Raw genomic sequence first — 15,851 nt, 5'->3', positions numbered from 1 at the left:
GCCCGCGGCCAAGCGGAAAGCTGTCGCTCGCCTGAAGGAAGGCTTCGGGATGAGCGAACGGCGGGCGTGTAAAGCCATCGGCTGTCGCCGCATGACGGTTCGCTACGAGACCAGCAGGCCGGACGACCGCGAGGTTCGCGAGCGGATGAAGGCGATCGCGCAGGAGCGTCGCCGGTTCGGCTACCGGCGTCTTCTCGTGATGCTGCGGCGGGAGGGCCTGGTCGTGAACCACAAGAAGCTGTTCCGGCTCTATCGGGAGGAGAAGCTCGCCGTTCGCCGCCGTGGCGGCCGCAAACGGGCGATCGGGACCAGGGCGCCGATGCTGGTGCCGCTGAGGCCCGACGAGCGCTGGTCGCTCGACTTCGTATCGGACCAGCTCACCGACGGGCGCCGCTTCCGCATCATGGCCGTCGTCGACGACTGCACGAGAGAGTGCCTGGCACTCATCGTTGATACGTCTCTCTCGGGCATGCGGGTTGCCCGCGAATTGGACCGGCTCATCACCGAGCGCGGCCGGCCGAGGATGATCGTCAGCGACAATGGCAGCGAGTTCACCTCGAACGCCATCCTCGCCTGGGCGGATCAGAACCGCGTCGAATGGCATTACATTGCGCCCGGCAAGCCGATGCAGAATGGCTTCATCGAGAGCTTCAACGGCCGACTGCGCGATGAACTGCTCAACGAGACGCTGTTTACCTCGCTGGCTCAGGCGCGCGTCGCCATCGCCCTGTGGCGCGCCGACTACAACACCGCGCGGCCGCACTCCCAAATCGCCTGGCAGACACCGGCCGAGTTCGCCAGCACCTTCAATCCGCGACGGTCGCTCGCGCTGCGCTATGCCAAAGGCTCCGCGCCAGCGCCCGTCGCTTCACCCGCCCAGCAGGGCACAACCCACGCCGGAAACGAACTCAAAACTGGATAGAAACTGGGGGCAACGTCAAACACTTTGCGATCGTTAGGGTTCGTCGCCTTCGCCTTGAGCAGTCCCCTTCGGCAGATAAGCGGACCGGATTCTTGGTGATCGGAAAATTGATGCCGTCTCATAGTCGGATGACCAGTCCAAACCGCGACGCATGCCATCAAGTCAAGGCAGGGGATCAGGTGGCTTATCCTCGTGGAGGCCGGAGCAGGCGCCGGTTTTCACGTAAGTCTCGAACTGCTTGGCGAAGAGCCGGTCCGTCGAGTTCGCAGGATCCCCGAACAGGAACCGGCTTGCATTGGCCCACTTGAGCCCCTTGCCCGCCGCGTACTTACAGGCCTTCTCGAGGCGTTCAAACACCGAGAGTGGCTGGCCGAGGCACATAGTGCGACCCGTCGCGATTTCACAAGCTGTTATTCCCGTTCCAAGATAGGGGATTTTCTTGATTCCTCTTTCGGCCAGCCCCGTGGTTATTTTCATGAAGGTCTCGCCCCGCAGAATTTCGCGGCGAAAGAACTCGACCGCCTGCTTCTGGCTTTCCAGCTCCTCTGCGTCCCCGGGAAGCGCCATCCCCTCCTCCTCGAACATGCGCTGCTCCCGCTCGCGTTGGCGCACCAACTCGGCCAGTGAGCGGTCGAGTTGCACTATCCCTACAACTATCTCGCCAGTGGTGGTGCGCTGCAGGTCCGCAACCGCTTTCTCACGGGCCTCGGCGCGAGCCTGTTCCGATGCCTGCGCGACGAGCGCTTCTGCGTCCGGAGTGGTCTCGAGGGCGCTCTGTGATTCGTTTCTGGCTTGCTCGCGTATGCGATCGAACTCTTCCTGGTATTCAGCGAGAAATTCGCCGAGGATCAAGTCCGAGCGCGAAAAGTCAGCCGGAGGCTGATCGCGCAAGCTACTCGCCATTCGCAACTCTTGCTCTCGAGCTTGCTCGGCCCGTTCGCGCAGCCGCTGGTCATACTCGGCCTTATTCCGATTGAATTGAGCTACCAATCCGGATTTGTAGGCTGCTACGAGCTTTTCATTCAGCGCCGGGTTGGAGCTGCAGACCTTCATTCCGCCTTCGCAGAGAGTACCGATTGGAATCTGCCCAGCATCGGTGTTCCGGGGCGCGTGGTATGGTCCCCAGCGCACGGGCGCCAATGCCTTGTCGAAGGTGAACTCTACGAAATAGTCGAACTCGCAGTTGCTACCCTGAAAGCTATACTTCGTAGTGACCCGCGTGCTATTGGCTCTGGCGTTGAGATTTTCGAGCCGAACCGCCTGCCACGGATAATCCCGCGTAGCATGGTCGAACGGGATTCCGAGCGGATGCCCGTTAGCGAAAAGCTGAACCTTGGCGTCATGCTCAACATGGTTCGCGATGTCCACCCGGATATAGCCGTAGTCCGCCGAGAGCGTGGGACCAGGAAAAGTGCAGAGCAAGAGAGGCAAGAGGAAAACCCGTAGATAGTTCATGGCCTTCTCCGCACGCACAGAATGGCCACGTAGTGCCCCCGGCTCCAGAGTTCTTCACCGAAGTCCTGCAGAATCTCGAGCTCGTCCCGGCCAGACAGTGAGTTCCGGTACTCGAAGTAGCTCGCTATGTCGGCCAGCGACTCTTCCATGCGAGCCTGCACGCCGGAGCCCGCGCCCGCGCAGAGCTGCGGCAGGGTGCGCTGCCAGCGGGCAAGGCTAGGGTGCAAGAGTAAGAGATCATGGGGGCGGTCGCATACCGCCTGCTCAACGAAGGACCGCTTTTCGGCGAGCCGGGTAGCGAGGGCGGAGTCGAAACTCGAGCGGGCTGAAGATGGAGCGAGCTCAAGCGCGGCGTTGACCGCACTTGCCTGCTCCGTTACTACACTGCGGGCGAGCGTGCACGCGCCAGCAATTAGGGCCGCCCGTGCCCAGGTTGAGTTGCGATAGCTCTCATCGCGCTGCAGCTTTGTCGCTACGGACTTCGCCAGAGAGTCGGCCACCTCCGGGTCAAGCTCAGCTTGAAGCTGTTCGCTTATACGGCGGCGTTCGGTCATCGTATAAGTCTTTGTCTTAAGTTGAGCTGCTTGGCCTGCGAGCTCGACATACAACTGCAAAAGCTCAACCCGCTGGCGCGGCGCTGGACCACGACCTATTAAATATGCCGGCAGCCGGCGGAGGTAGTCAGCGTATTGTTCCCGGGCGGTTTCAGAGACCTCCGGATTGCGGCTCGCCATTTCGACGATATCGAGAGGGCCGCCGGGCTCGGGAAGGAAGATTTGATTCCAGTACGCGGCAAGATCCATAGAGCGCCGAGACAAACCCGATAGTACCCCATCCACACCGTGCAAAAGCTTATTGTTGTCGTCGGTAACCTCGTTGGGGATGGTGTCGAGCTGCTGGATGATCTCCTTGGCAGACTGAAGCTCGGCGCGAACAAGGCGGTCGGCTCTCTGGTCCGGCTGGTGGACGGCCGCGGGCAGCTTGTCGACGGCCTGCTTCATCGCGCGCACGCGCTTCTCGTTTTGAGCCAGAGCATCCTCAGCGGCGCCGCAGGCTCGCACGCGGTCGACCTGAGCCTGCTCGATCTTCCGCTCCGTTTCGGCGGGCCCTTCGGCCTCGGAGATTAGCAGCTCACCGGCGCCTGAGCATGCTGAAAGCGACTCCTCTAACACTGACGCCCAGGCAGCACCGGGCAGCAGCAGAAGGGCGCAAACCACCCAGAACTTTCCGGTCAATGGCCTCATGGATCGTGATCCAGCTCCGGGAGCCGGCGCAGCACCGACGAAAACTCGCCAAAGGTCGAGGCGACGCGAGTTTGGATAGCATCGAGGAGGCCATCTTCTGCACCGGGACCTCCCTCCCCGAAGATCTCCATTGATTGGTAGACCAGTATGAAGAACTCGTCGCTCAAATCCGCCTGCCCGATCTCGGCTTGGGCTTCGCCGATGATCGAGCGAACCGACTCCTTCTCTGTCGAGTAGGTTTGCAACAACGCCTGCAGAGCTGACAGCGCAGACAAGTTCTCGCGGGCCGAAGCGACCAAGAGCGAAATCGAAGTCCGGCTAACGTGGACCGAGGGCGCCTTGGGCAGGCTGGTGATTGCAGCTCGTAGGTTCATCGAAAAAGCATTGGCGTCGAGATCGAAGAGGTTCCGATAAGCATCTAGAAGGGGCAGGCGTGGATCGCGCGAGCGTTGCTTGGCCAGTTCGATTGCCTGCCAGAGCCGCCTCTTTTGCTCGGCGTTGCTGGCCTGTAGTGCAGCAACGCGCGCGCTCACGAAGTTCGCCAGCCATCTCTGGAGGTTGGCCTTGCTCTGAGCGTATGCGCTCAGTTTGCCCAGATACTTATCGGGGGACTCGGAAGTAATGCTGGCGAGCTGAGCGGAAACCTCGTCCACGTTCATTGTATCGCGCGCGAAGCGGACGCGCAGGTCCATGAGTTGAAGCGCTTCCGCTTGCCGAACGCGCAGGCGGGCGAGACCAGAGCGCACGAAAGCCTCGGCAAGGCGATAGATCCGGTCCGAACCGCTGATTGTATGCAGTTGGTTAACAGCGTCGTAGTACTCGCTATCGGACAGCTGTACGGTAGCGGGAAAAGCAAACGCGTACAGCTCAGGGCCGATGTCCAGAAAACGCGGACGAGTCTGGCGCTGTAGCTCAGCCCACTCCTGAGGCAGAAAGACGATGAGCGACTTCGCCTCCTCGGAACGGCCCGAGGTGAGTAGAGAGTCGACTGCATGCTCAAGGTCCCCAAAGAGACGTAGGGCTTCAAGCGTTTCCTGCCGGGCTTTGTTGGCCTCATTGGAATTGGGCGCGGCAAGGCGAACCATCTCGAGCGCCACCCGTAGTCGCAACCCGCGCTGCCGATCGGCAGTTGCGGGCTCGAATGCACCGGCGAGAGCCTCCGAGGAGGCGAAGGCGGTCCCGCTCGCGATATTGGATGCTTTTAGAACGCGTAGCGTATTCCCGAGCTGAACGATCTTTTTGTTTCTCTTCTCAAGGCTGTTCTCAGGTGAGTCCGAACGGATTGCGCACTCCAGGGTGCCGGGTAGGGAAAGTATAAGGCTAGCCTTCGCCGGGCTAACCATCCCAAAGCGGCTCAGGTTGAGTCCGCATGCCTTGGTCTTTCTCTGCAAATAGCGGCCTGGTGCAACGGGATGGGAGTCGAGGCGACACGCCTTGTAGTTCTGGATCCCGCATTCCTCATCGGGTGCAGTAATTGTTCCGGTGATCAGATAATTGGCGGTGCAATCTCCCGAATCCGCCAGCTCGAAAGCGGAATAGAACCGCATCGTTGCGGCATAAATAGCTTCGCGTACGCTCGGCTCCAACTCCTTTTGTTGCTCAGCGGTGAGTGGCCCCCGTGCCCGGTGGTTCAGGTAGTTATAAATTGTTGATTCGAGCAGCTCCCGTCTCCTTTCTGCGGTATCGTACTTGGCAGCGGCCCGCGCGCATGCAGCATCATCCCCCCCAAAATCTTCTCCCAGATAAACGCTTGTGACGTACTCGCGCAATTGGCGGGTACAGATGCGGTAACTCTCGATTCCGCATTTCTCTTCACGCAGTTCTTCGCGAAGCACGCCGTGACTGGGATGCTCGCAATCTAAATATTCAAGAAAGAGGAACTCGGACTGACAAATTCCGTCGGCCAATACGGGCGACGGTGCCAAAAAAGCCAGAAGGAGTAGCGTACGCGCCAACACGGAAATGCAGTCGAACCAAGGCCAAGCATCGCTGTAGCAAAAGCGTTTCGCGAAGTGTCTGCTTTCCAGTCTTGTACAAAGGGGCTTTTCGAATAGGCGCACTGCCATCACCCTAGTCCCAAGCGTCGCTAACATCTATAGCACACACCACGGTAATGAAATGCACGAGTTCGACGCCACGTGATAGCTCCAAGGGCGTGGTCGAGCGCTGCCACACGGGTTTGTATGCCTTGAACGCACTACGCGCCTACTAACCGCGGCAGACCATTTCCGGAACAGTCTGGATCGCGCCAACTTCCCGACCTCGGCACGTCAGCACGGTCGAGTCGGATGGCGCGGTATGAAGGCGGCAGAAGAGGGAGGGTATCTGCCACTGGAGGTGTGTCGCTCAGAGCAGGGCGCGACATTCAAAGCTGATCAAAGAGATCTGACGTCGCTATGGGCTTTGACGGTGGTTCGGACGATCATCGGCTATACGGAGTCCTGCTGCTTGAGTTCCATTTTGCCACAGCCTAAAGCTGACTGCGCCGAGAAGATCGTCGCGAGCGTGATCCCATTGGCGATCAAGACCGGTCCGATTGGGTCCACATCTAGGAGGAGATACCGCTCAACCTCGGAGACCCCGGCCTTGGTAAGACGCAGCAAGTTCCCTTCGATCTCGCTGATGCCATCACGCTCAAGTGCCTCGATCATCGCCCGCCACTCGAAATATCGCGGGCGAGCCGGATGGTTGCGAGGATCGTCTTTTCCATGAATGCGCTCAAGTAGCCAATAGCGGGCATCCCTATCGCTTGAGCGGATGGCCCGGGTGGATCATGCTGGCAAAGGCTAGACCAGGGCGATCCGCCGACCGCACAGCGCCTTTCGTGAAGCAGACGCGTTCGTAGCGGCGCAGGACGGGCGCGAGGTCGCGTCGATTGCGCCCGGTGATGACGCGGTCGCGCTCGCGCAACTCGGAGGGCACATGTGTGATCTCGAAGCGCTCGGATTCGCGCGGATAGATCGATCCACCGAGCAGTTCGAAGCCTTTCAGAAAAAAGGATCGAACGAAGTAGGGCTGGAGGCGGCGGGCCTCGGCCTTTCCCATTTCTTCTTTCACCGCGAAGAGACGCTCTGGACTCATGCTTTCCTGAGCGAGCGCGTTACGATTGACGATAGTTAAGAGGTGCTCTCGGTCGAGGGCGTTGTCGATCGTCTGACTCTAGACGAGCGCGCACCTCCGGCTGGTCACCGTAGCGAATTGCTTCCAAAACAGCATTTCCTTGAGGCTGTTGCCTTTAAAGACTTCTCCGAGGACATTGAACACTTGCCCTTTGAGGGCTTCGCTCACCACGCGAAGCTTTTCTAACAGGCGGAAATAAACATCGCCCTCGCGGGTCTCCTTGGCGACAAGATTCCAGAGATGACAAACTTCTTGTTGACCAATGCGGTGGATATGCCCGAACCGCTGCTCAAGGCGGTTTGAGTTCCACAGCAGACCGTAGTTCACCTTGAGGTGAGCGTTCTGAAGGTTGATGTCTTCGCCGGCGGCATCCGTGGCGACGAGTAGACGGATTTCGGGGTCAGAGCGTTAGAGCGCTTCGGCCTTGCGGCGGTCATCGCGATGATCGCCACCATGAATCACCACGATAGCGTCATGGCTGCCAAGCACACCTGCTATTTTCTCATGCAGGTAATTCAGTGTGTCACGGTGCTCGCTGAAGATGATGATCTTGTGCATCCGCCCGCCGGCGTCGTGCATCTTGGGTCGTTCTGAAGGATGCGCGATAATTCGTCCCACTTGCGATCCTTACCAGAGGCGACGAGGGCCTTGGCCTGCTGTTCGAGGATTTGCAGACTTCCGATTTCATCCGCCAACTCGGCTATGGTGCGCGAAGCGGTAGCCTGATCAACAAGTGTTTCTTCCAAGTCCTCTTGTTCCTCGGCGTTGAGGTCGTCATCATCTTCGGCAAGGGTCTCAGCGAGGATTTGTTGGCCACGCATTCCCACCTGCTCGACACGGAGGCGGCGTTCGAGGCGTTCTCGACGGCGATCAGCGACTGGAATATGGCCTCGGGGCTGGAAGCGAGACGGCGCTGAAGGGCAGTCAGCGCAAATCCTACTGAGCCTTTGCGCTTGCCGTCGAGGTGGTCGGCCTTGCCCATCTCTGTCTTCACATATTCGGTTACCGCTTCGTACAGGGCCGCTTCTAGATCAGAGAGCTCGTAGTTGACGGTATACGCGCGTCTCTCCGGGAAAAGGGGGGTGCCATCAAACTTGACCAACTTCTCCTTCACCATGCGGCGGATGAGATCTGAGCTATCCACCTTGTGGACGCCATCGCGAAACTTTCCGTAGAAGCGGTCGGAGTCGAGGAGAGAGAGGAACAACTGGAAGTCTTCCTCCTTGCCATTGTGAGGCGTGGCCGTCATTAGCAGCAGATGGCGCGTTTGCGCTCCAAGCTGTTCGGCCAGCTTGAAGCGGCCGGTCTTCTCTAGCTTGCTTCCGAAGAAGTGGGCGGCCAGCTTGTGAGCTTCGTCAAAAACCACCAAGTCCCAGCCAGCAGCGCACAGTTTTCTTTGCAGTTCTGGTCTGCAATCACGAACTGGTATGGCGTGGCGCATTGTGCATATCGTTTACTGAAATGTTGTAGCTTTCCTATGGCACTATTCGGCAGCTTCATTGCACAACGCGCGTGCTCGAACTATCAATAGAGGACTTACTTCGATATTCGCTCGGCATTTCTTCTTTGAAGCTGTCCTACGCCGTTCAAGTTATTGGACACCAGTCGGGAAAACATTGGGATATGTCGACGGGAAAGCAGTAGTCGATTGGATTTTTGGACAACCCCATAGACCGGAAACGAACCTAGGCATAGAACTCATGGCAGTACCGGTTCAAAACCACCCGTCAGCCGACTCGGCCTTACCGAAGACAACCTGTTGAGGCTCACAGCTAGTGCCATGTCACAAGAAGGCGTATGCTTGGCCCTTTAAGGAGCCAGCATGAAAGTCCCAGATTTGCCACGTCTTGAGAACCTGGACGAAGCGGAAGAGGCAATTGCTCAACGAGAGAGACTGACACGCGTAAAGGACTTCCTGGTCCTGCAGGGCGCGGAGGAAGAATTGGTCAGTGCGGTCGAGGAAGCTATCGATGACATTAAGCAATGGATTGACCCAGAGCTAGAGGAGCTAATTGAACGAGGAGGGGGGCGGTCGGGAACGGCCTAGACCAGTTCCTCGGTTTTTTTGTCGTAGCATTGTGATGAGCAGCTCCGATCCCCACTCGGTGCGAACCGCTATCTACGGCGCTACCGGCTACACCGGCCGCCTGGTCGCGCGGCACGCTGTGACGCTGGGCCTTCAACCTACGCTAGCTGGCCGCAATGAAGAGCGGGTTGCGAAACTGGCCAGTGTGTTGAACTGTCCTTCGCTGACGTTCCCTATCCGCTCGGCCAGCCAACTGAGTGATTGCCTGCGCGGCTTCTCAACGGTGCTGAACTGTGCTGGCCCGTTCTCGCAGACGGCCAGACCCATGATGGAAGCCTGTATTGCTGCCAAGGCTGACTACCTGGACATCACCGGCGAGATCGACGTCATCGAATGTGCTGCGTCATTGAGTGACCGGGCGAAGCAAGCTGGCGTGGCATTGATTCCGGCCGTGGGATTCGATGTCGTCCCCAGCGATTGCCTGGCCGCCATGCTCGCCCAACGCTTGCCCGGCGCGCAGCGACTCGAATTGGCATTCACCACCTTGGGCGGCATGAGCCCGGGCACTACCAAAACGATGATCGAGGCACTCCCATCAGGTGGCCGCGCCCGCATCGACGGCGTAATTCGCCGTGTTCCCACCGCCTGGAAGACAATGGAGGTGCCGTTTCGCCACGGCAAGCTGATGGCCATGTCGATTCCGTGGGGCGACGTCGCCAGCGCCTATTACTCGACCGGAATTCCCAACATCGAGGTCTATACCTCGGTGCCGCCCACGCAAATCGCTCGCATGCGTCGAATGCGCTTCGCCCTACCCCTGCTCGGTATTTGGCCGCTGAAAACGCTGGCCATGGAATGGGTCGAGCGTAACGTGAAGGGACCTTCGGACGAGGTCCGCGCCACAGCGCGCTCGTCTTTGTGGGGGCGTGTCACGGACGCATCGGGCAACTCCGTTTCGGCGACCATTGAAACGCTCAGCGGGTATCATCTCACTGCGCTGACGGCCGTCGCGGCAATGCAGCTCGCGATTGCGCGCCAGGTGCCACGAGGCTTTTCGACCGCCAGCCAAGCGTTCGGCCGCGAGTTTATCCTCAGCTTCCTTGACACCGACATCCAGTGGGCCGCCGAATGACAACGAAAGGGCGCGCTACCTCCCGACCAACTCTGAGAAGGCACACCCGCTTCGGCAGCGTCCTCTCAGCCTGACATGAGCTTCTGAATTTCGGACCAAACATCGGAATCGGCGGCGAACCAAGCCGTCCTATCGGCTGAAAATTGGTGGGAAAATTCATGGCGATTTCGTCCGCCTGAAACGCCGATTCTTTCCAGCGGCTCGCTTCCGTAGTGCTTCCGCGCAGAGTCATGGCAGACTGCCAATCGGCATAACCCTTTGAAATCGTTGGCGCACCCGACAGGATTCGAACCTGTGACCTCTGCCTTCGGAGGGCAGCGCTCTATCCAGCTGAGCTACGGGTGCCTTCAGGATCGGCGATCCGGAAAACGAACCAGCCGGTAAACCGGCCAGCTCCGGCTTCTTAGCGGAAGCCGGGCCGGGCTTCAACGGGCAATCGCGGACGGACTCACGTTGCCGTAGCGGCCCCTGGGATAGATACCTGTCCCGTCCGGCGGCCGCGGCTGCTCATGCGGTCACGGTAAGCACCGCCTTGCCGCTGATGCTGCGCTGCCGCAGCGCGTCGAGGGCGTGGCCGACGTCCCGCCACGGCACGGTCAGGACCACGCGCGTTTCGAGCCGGCCGGCTGCGATCAGCGCGAGCAGCGAGGCGATGTCGGCGCCAACCTCCGGACCGGACGTGTAGTAGGCGAAGGTCTGAAGCCGCGCGCCCTCATGACCCGGCACGAACTGGCGGAAGCCGATGGGCGTGAGTTCGCCGCTGCTCGAGCCGAAAATGACGACGGTCCCGCCAGGCGCCACCCGTTCGATCGCGTGTGCGAGGCTATCGCCGCCGACCGATTCGGTAATCAGCGAGAACAGTCCTTCGGCCAGCTCGATCGTTTCGACGACCCGCTCGGCTCCCAGGCCGCGGAGATCCGCGGCATGCCGGGAGGCGGCGACCGCCGTCACCGACGCGCCCTGCCGGCGGGCGAGCTGGACCTGGAAACGGCCGACCGCGCCGCTTGCGCCGGTAATCAGGACCCGCTGGCCGGCCAGCTCGCCGCCGAGGCGCAGGGTCCGCAGCGCGGTCGTGCCTGCGACAGGGACAGTGGCGGCGGCAACGAAGCTGACGTCGTCCGGCAGGATGGCGAGGTGGTCGGTTGGAACGGCGACATTTTCGGCCCACCCCGCCTCGTCGACCAGAGCCGCAACGCGGGCGCCGACGGCCGGCCCGGAGCCATCGGCCGCGGCGCGCTCGACAATTCCGGCGACGTCCTGGCCAGGCACCCAGCCGTTCGGGCGGATGTTGAGCAGGCGCAGTTCGCCGCGGTTCAGCGAGACTGCGCGGACCGAGACCAGCGCCTCGTGCGGGGCGGGCTCGGGCTCGCCAAGCTCGGCGAGCCTCAACCCGGCGGCGCTGTCGAGAGAGGTGACTAAAGCGAGCATGGCGTCATGCCTCCTTGCTGCGGCGTGCCATGCCTCGGACGTGCCCGGCTTGGCGGGACAGGCGCGGGGCGGAGGGTCTCGGAGCCCAGCCGCACGTCGACGCAGCGGGCCGCCAAGCCGTCGCCGTCTCCGATGGCCGCTGACGATGCGATCCACCGCCCGGTCTCTCAGCACGGCCGCCGGGCGTCTGAACAATCTTTCTCATCGTCTTTGCAGGCTCCTGACCCATTCGCGGTCGGAGCCTATCGACTTTGCCGATGGAATAATTTAGCTATCATGTCATATGATCGCTAAAATCAGTCAAAATGAGACAGCCGCTTCGCTACCCCTGGCCGAATTTCAATCCCGATGACGTCCTTGCACCGGCAATTGCCGTGCGCGTCGACGTTCCCGAGACCAGGGCGGAGGTGCCGGACCATCGCCACCGCAAGGCGCAACTCGTCTTCGCGCTGGGAGGTGGCGTCACATGCCGCGTTCCCAGCGGCCTGTGGATGGTGCCGCCTCATTGCGGGGTGTGGATTCCGGGTGGCATGCAGCACAGCAACGTCGCGACCGCCAATGCCCGGATTTTTTTCGTCTATATCGAACCGGGAGCCACCGACCTGCCGGACCGGTGCTGCACGCTTTCGATCTCGCCGTTGCTGCGCGAGCTCATCATCGAGCTGGCGGATCGCGGTGAGGACGATGATAGGAGGGGCGAGCTCCTGACCAGGGTACTGCTATCCGAACTGCCGCGCATGCCTGTCCAGCAGCTACATTTGCCGATCTCGTCCGAGCCGCGCTTGAGGCGCATCGCCGCGGCGCTGGCGGAAGATGCCGCCGACCGAAGCACCCTGGCGGAATGGGCCAATCGCGTCGCGCTCAGCGAGAGCAGTCTCGCACGTCTCGTGGTCAAGGAGACAGGGCTGACCTTCGGGCGCTGGCGCCAGCAATTGCACTTGATCGTCGCGATGCGCGAGCTGGCCTCCGGCGCCAGCGTGCAGCAGGTTTCGGCCGATCTCGGCTATGAATCGGTCACCGCCTTCATCACCATGTTCAAGAAAGCGCTTGGCAAGCCACCGGCAAAGTATCTCAGCAGTGTCGCGCAAAACGGCGGTTCTGCGTTTGTCGCCTGATGAGCCCCCGATCCGCCGCCCACCCGGACGTCAACCCTCACTGCTGCTCGGCATACAGCAGCCGCGTCGTCGCATTCGCCGTCGCCGTCGACAGGCTGCGCTGGATCAGCGCCTCGACGTGGTCGTTGCGCTGGCGCGCGCTGTCGGCGCCCATCACCACGATGATCAGCCTGTGCCCGTCTGCATTATAGGAGGTAACGATGTTGAAACCCGAAGCTCTGATGTAGCCGGTCTTGATGCCGTCGACGCCGCGCACCCGGCCGAGCATGTCGTTGTGGCCGCGCACCAGCCTGCCGCGGAACATGAAGTCGCTGTCGGAGAAATAGTGGAAATGCTGCGGGAAGCGGGTGTGCAGCGCCATACCGAGCACCGCCATGTCACGCGCCGTCGTGTGCTGGTCGCCATCCGGCAGGCCCGAGGCGTTGCGGAAGACGGTGCTGCTCATGCCGATCTGGCGCGCCTTGGCGGTCATCATGCCGGCGAACGCCTCTTCGCTGCCGCCGAGATATTCGGCAACGGCGACCGCCACGTCATTGGCCGACTTGACGACGATGGCGCGGATCGCCGAATCGACGTCGATCGTCTCGCCGCGCCTGAACCGCAGCTTGGTCGGCGGCTGCCGCGCGGCGTAGTCCGACACCGGAATTTGCGTCTCCTTGCTGATCCGCCCCGACTCCAGCGCCTCGAAAAGAAGGTAGAGCGTCATCATCTTGGTCAGTGACGCCGGATAGCGTGGCGCCGTGGAATTGACCTCGAACAGCGTCTTGCCTGTGCCGGCGTCGATGACCATCGCGGCATATTTCTGCGGCGGCGCCGGCACGGCCAGCACGCTGTCGGGCGGCGTCACCGTCGTGCAGCCGGCAGCAAACAGCAGCAGCGCCAGCACCGCGACGTAATTGTGAATGAGCGGAAAGAAGCGCAAGGCGGACAAGTCGGTTCCGAAGGCAGGCTGTTTCTGAGACGAGGCGAAGCTATCTTACCGCAAAGGCACAGTCCATTTGGTTAATATCGGTCGGGGCCTGGATTGGTGCCCTGTCCACAGGCCAACATGGCCGCTGTGCCGAGCCGTCTGATGAGAATTGCCGGCCATCACGCTTGCGCAACCGGCGACGAGTGGGCTTTGCTGGCGCCGGCAGAATCGGTAGGTGCACATGGATACGGTCACGATCACGGCAAAAGGCATTTCGGTATCGGTCGATCTTGCCGTCGGCCATCTCGCCGATATGGCGGTCGATATCGATGGCCGCCGGCTTAAGCCGCTGCATCGCGCACCCTGGGTCGGCGAGCCGCGCGAGACGCTGCCGAAAGATCTGCCTGAAGGTACGGTCCACCTGTCCGGCGATTTCCTCTGCGCGCCGTTCTCGATCAGCGACGTCGAAGCGGCACCTTTGCATGGCTGGCCGGCCAATAGTCGCTGGGACGTCGTCGACAGCGCGGCAACGGTCGATGGCTGGCGCGCCGTCTTGCGGCTGCAGCGCCGGGTCATGGGCGCAACCGTCGACAAGATCCTGATCGTGCGCGACGATGATCCCTTTCTCTATCAGGAGCACGTCTTTTCCGGCGGCGCCGGCGCCATTCCGGTCGCCCACCACCCGATGATGGTAATGAAGGCCGGCGGCAGGCTGGCGTTCTCGCCGAAGCGCCTTGCCGCGACGCCGAACGAGCCGCCGGAGCCCGATCCGGCCCGCGGCCGCTCTTTGCTCGCCTACCCGGCGCGCAGCACCGACCTGACGCGCTTTCCCGCCGCCGACGGCGGCACGATCGACCTGACCGCCTATCGCATGGACCAGCTGCGTGAGGACTTCGTCACGCTGGTCGAGGCCGACCATGGCGGACCGGGCTGGACCGCGCTGGCGCGCCAGGTGGAAGCCGACCTCGTGCTGGTGCTGAAGAACCCGGCCGAACTGCCGGTCACCATGCTGTGGGTCAGCAATGGCGGGCGCGATTACGCGCCATGGAGCGGCCGCCACCGCGGCGTGCTCGGCATCGAGGACGGCCGCACGGCTGTCGGCCATGCCGCCTCGCTCGGCGACAACTGGCTGAAGCATGAAGGCGTGGCGACCGCCTTTGCCCTTGCTGAAGGGCGCCGCTTTTCGTTCCGCCATGTCATCGGCGCACTGCCATGGCCATCCGGCGAGCCGCCGCGCGACGTCACGACCTCGCCGGGCCGCATGCGCATCCTGGCGGCTGACGGTGCCGAGCGCGACATCGGCTTCGACAGCGATTTCCTGCGGATCAGCCAGTCCAGGCCCGATTGAAGGCCTGGCACAAGCCGCGTTTGAAATTTTCGAAAACTGCCGCCAAAATGCGCCAGAACCATCTTAACGGATGCCAATGTCTGAGATCGCCCATCTCGCCGCTACCATTTTCAAGCGCGCCGGCAAGGCGCCGCGCTTCATCGTTGCCATTGCGGGCCCGCCCGGCGCCGGCAAGTCGACATTGTCGGCAGGCTTGCATGACCTGCTGCCGGAAGGCACGGCGGAAGTCGTGCCGATGGACGGGTTCCACTACGATGACGTCGTGCTCGAGCGGCGCGGCCTTCGCCAGCGAAAAGGTGCCCCGGAAACCTTTGATTTTGCCGGCTTCGAAGCGCTGCTGAAGCGCATCCGCGCTGGCGAGCCGGATATCGCCATCCCGGTGTTCGACCGCAGCATGGAGCTGTCGCGCGCTGCCGCTGCGATCATCGCCGCCGAGACCAAATTCATCCTGGTCGAAGGCAATTACCTGCTGCTCGACGAAGAGCCATGGACGCGGCTGGCGCCGCTGTTCGACTACTCGATCTTCGTCGACGTGCCGCGCTCCGAGCTCGAGCGCCGACTGCTCGAGCGATGGCACGAGCACGGCCGGTCCGACGAGGACGCGCGCGCCTGGATTGCTTCCAACGACATGCCGAACATCGATCGCGTGCTTGCCCGTCGGCGGCCCGCCGACCTGGTGGTCGGCGGACAGGCCTGATCCGTAAGGACTGTTCGGCCGGAACCTTAACACTTTCAGGCCGTTATCCCTGACACGGCAATTGTGCCGCATGAGGGAACGGTTCGATGGAGACCATGGCAAGAAAGCCTGCGCCCGCCAAGGGCAGGGCAACACGATCAAAAATCACTCGAGCGAAAACCAGCGCCGGCCCGGCAGGGGCGGCCCATTCCAAGGATGCGGCAAAGCCCAGCTTTGGCAAGGCGGCGCCGAAAAAGGTGATGCCTGCCGCGGCCAAAGCCGCTGCACCCAAGGCCAAAAGGTCGGCAAGCAGCAGAGGATCGATCGCAGGCAGCGCAATGCGCACCGTTAAGGCAACGGCCAATGTCGCCGCCGGTGCCGTGCTTGCGACCGCCAAAGGTGCGGCGTCGCTTGCCGCTTCCGTAGTCGGCAAGAGCGGCTCGAAATCCCGGACCAAGGCAAAATAGCCGGGGCA

Annotated in this window: 18 protein-coding genes and 1 tRNA gene; 7 read left to right on the top strand and 12 right to left on the bottom strand. The window is 61.6% G+C overall.

Annotation, left to right across the window (positions count from 1 at the left end; all coding sequences use genetic code 11):
• Positions 1–922: IS3 family transposase (locus tag NKH83_RS29545; protein ID WP_352808529.1), on the top strand; the 922-nt coding region annotated here is incomplete at its 5' end.
• Positions 923–1,084: 162 nt separating this feature from the next.
• Here the strand turns inward: NKH83_RS29545 and NKH83_RS29540 are convergent.
• The 8 genes from NKH83_RS29540 to NKH83_RS29505 form a co-directional block, all read right to left on the bottom strand.
• Complete coding sequence (locus NKH83_RS29540; RefSeq protein WP_352808527.1) at positions 1,085–2,377, bottom strand: KIAA2012 family protein; 1,293 nt, start codon at positions 2,375–2,377, stop codon at positions 1,085–1,087.
• Complete coding sequence (locus NKH83_RS29535) at positions 2,374–3,621, bottom strand: hypothetical protein (protein WP_352808525.1); 1,248 nt, start codon at positions 3,619–3,621, stop codon at positions 2,374–2,376. The genes NKH83_RS29540 and NKH83_RS29535 overlap by 4 nt, the downstream gene beginning before the upstream one ends.
• Complete coding sequence (locus NKH83_RS29530) at positions 3,618–5,687, bottom strand: hypothetical protein (protein WP_352808523.1); 2,070 nt, start codon at positions 5,685–5,687, stop codon at positions 3,618–3,620. Before NKH83_RS29530 ends, NKH83_RS29535 begins: the two co-directional genes overlap by 4 nt.
• A gap of 363 nt (positions 5,688–6,050) precedes the next feature.
• Positions 6,051–6,272, bottom strand: a complete 222-nt coding sequence (locus NKH83_RS29525) for a hypothetical protein (protein ID WP_352808521.1) — start codon at positions 6,270–6,272, stop codon at positions 6,051–6,053.
• 91 nt (positions 6,273–6,363) lie between these two features.
• On the bottom strand, positions 6,364–6,702 hold the full coding sequence (locus tag NKH83_RS29520) for a hypothetical protein (protein ID WP_352808519.1): 339 nt from the start codon (positions 6,700–6,702) through the stop codon (positions 6,364–6,366).
• 78 nt (positions 6,703–6,780) lie between these two features.
• A complete protein-coding gene (locus NKH83_RS29515; RefSeq protein WP_352808540.1) occupies positions 6,781–7,095 on the bottom strand; it encodes a hypothetical protein in 315 nt (104 codons plus the stop codon).
• Between the two features lie 54 nt (positions 7,096–7,149).
• Positions 7,150–7,299 (bottom strand): P-loop NTPase family protein, encoded by a 150-nt coding sequence (locus tag NKH83_RS29510; RefSeq protein ID WP_352808518.1) that lies wholly within the window; start codon positions 7,297–7,299, stop codon positions 7,150–7,152.
• Positions 7,300–7,441: 142 nt separating this feature from the next.
• Positions 7,442–8,182, bottom strand: coding sequence for a DEAD/DEAH box helicase family protein (locus NKH83_RS29505; protein ID WP_352808517.1), 741 nt, complete (start codon positions 8,180–8,182; stop codon positions 7,442–7,444).
• 381 nt (positions 8,183–8,563) lie between these two features.
• Here NKH83_RS29505 and NKH83_RS29500 point away from each other — a divergent pair, with 381 nt between their 5' ends.
• A complete protein-coding gene (locus NKH83_RS29500; protein ID WP_352808516.1) occupies positions 8,564–8,788 on the top strand; it encodes a hypothetical protein in 225 nt (74 codons plus the stop codon).
• Positions 8,789–8,822: 34 nt separating this feature from the next.
• On the top strand, positions 8,823–9,899 hold the full coding sequence (locus tag NKH83_RS29495; protein WP_352808515.1) for a saccharopine dehydrogenase family protein: 1,077 nt from the start codon (positions 8,823–8,825) through the stop codon (positions 9,897–9,899).
• A 268-nt stretch (positions 9,900–10,167) separates the two neighbouring features.
• On the opposite strand, the gene NKH83_RS29490 is transcribed toward NKH83_RS29495, so the two are convergent.
• Positions 10,168–10,244 (bottom strand) — tRNA-Arg (locus NKH83_RS29490).
• Positions 10,245–10,406: 162 nt separating this feature from the next.
• Entirely contained in the window at positions 10,407–11,327 is a 921-nt protein-coding gene (locus NKH83_RS29485; RefSeq protein WP_352808513.1) for a zinc-binding dehydrogenase, read from the bottom strand.
• A 305-nt stretch (positions 11,328–11,632) separates the two neighbouring features.
• Here NKH83_RS29485 and NKH83_RS29480 point away from each other — a divergent pair, with 305 nt between their 5' ends.
• The gene (locus NKH83_RS29480) at positions 11,633–12,442 is read left to right on the top strand and encodes an AraC family transcriptional regulator (protein ID WP_352808511.1); all 810 of its coding nucleotides are present in this window, start codon (positions 11,633–11,635) and stop codon (positions 12,440–12,442) included.
• Between the two features lie 37 nt (positions 12,443–12,479).
• On the opposite strand, the gene NKH83_RS29475 is transcribed toward NKH83_RS29480, so the two are convergent.
• Complete coding sequence (locus tag NKH83_RS29475) at positions 12,480–13,373, bottom strand: D-alanyl-D-alanine carboxypeptidase family protein (RefSeq protein WP_352808510.1); 894 nt, start codon at positions 13,371–13,373, stop codon at positions 12,480–12,482.
• 220 nt (positions 13,374–13,593) lie between these two features.
• Between NKH83_RS29475 and NKH83_RS29470 the strand changes: the two genes are divergently transcribed.
• Together NKH83_RS29470 and NKH83_RS29465 are read left to right on the top strand one after the other, a co-directional pair.
• Positions 13,594–14,700, top strand: a complete 1,107-nt coding sequence (locus tag NKH83_RS29470; RefSeq protein ID WP_352808509.1) for a hypothetical protein — start codon at positions 13,594–13,596, stop codon at positions 14,698–14,700.
• Between the two features lie 76 nt (positions 14,701–14,776).
• Positions 14,777–15,397 (top strand): nucleoside triphosphate hydrolase, encoded by a 621-nt coding sequence (locus NKH83_RS29465; RefSeq protein ID WP_352808507.1) that lies wholly within the window; start codon positions 14,777–14,779, stop codon positions 15,395–15,397.
• Between the two features lie 43 nt (positions 15,398–15,440).
• Here the strand turns inward: NKH83_RS29465 and NKH83_RS29460 are convergent, their stop codons facing one another.
• A complete protein-coding gene (locus NKH83_RS29460; RefSeq protein WP_352808505.1) occupies positions 15,441–15,722 on the bottom strand; it encodes a hypothetical protein in 282 nt (93 codons plus the stop codon).
• Between NKH83_RS29460 and NKH83_RS29455 the strand changes: the two genes are divergently transcribed.
• Positions 15,715–15,843 (top strand): hypothetical protein, encoded by a 129-nt coding sequence (locus NKH83_RS29455; protein WP_352647868.1) that lies wholly within the window; start codon positions 15,715–15,717, stop codon positions 15,841–15,843. The two genes, NKH83_RS29460 and NKH83_RS29455, sit on opposite strands and share 8 nt — an antisense overlap.
• Positions 15,844–15,851: the final 8 nt, after the last annotated feature.

The sequence above is a fragment of the Mesorhizobium sp. M0909 genome (assembly GCF_040319515.1).
Lineage (GTDB): Bacteria > Pseudomonadota > Alphaproteobacteria > Rhizobiales > Rhizobiaceae > Mesorhizobium.
Note: the sequence above shows the minus strand (reverse complement) of the source record. Positions and strands in the feature narration are given on the sequence as shown.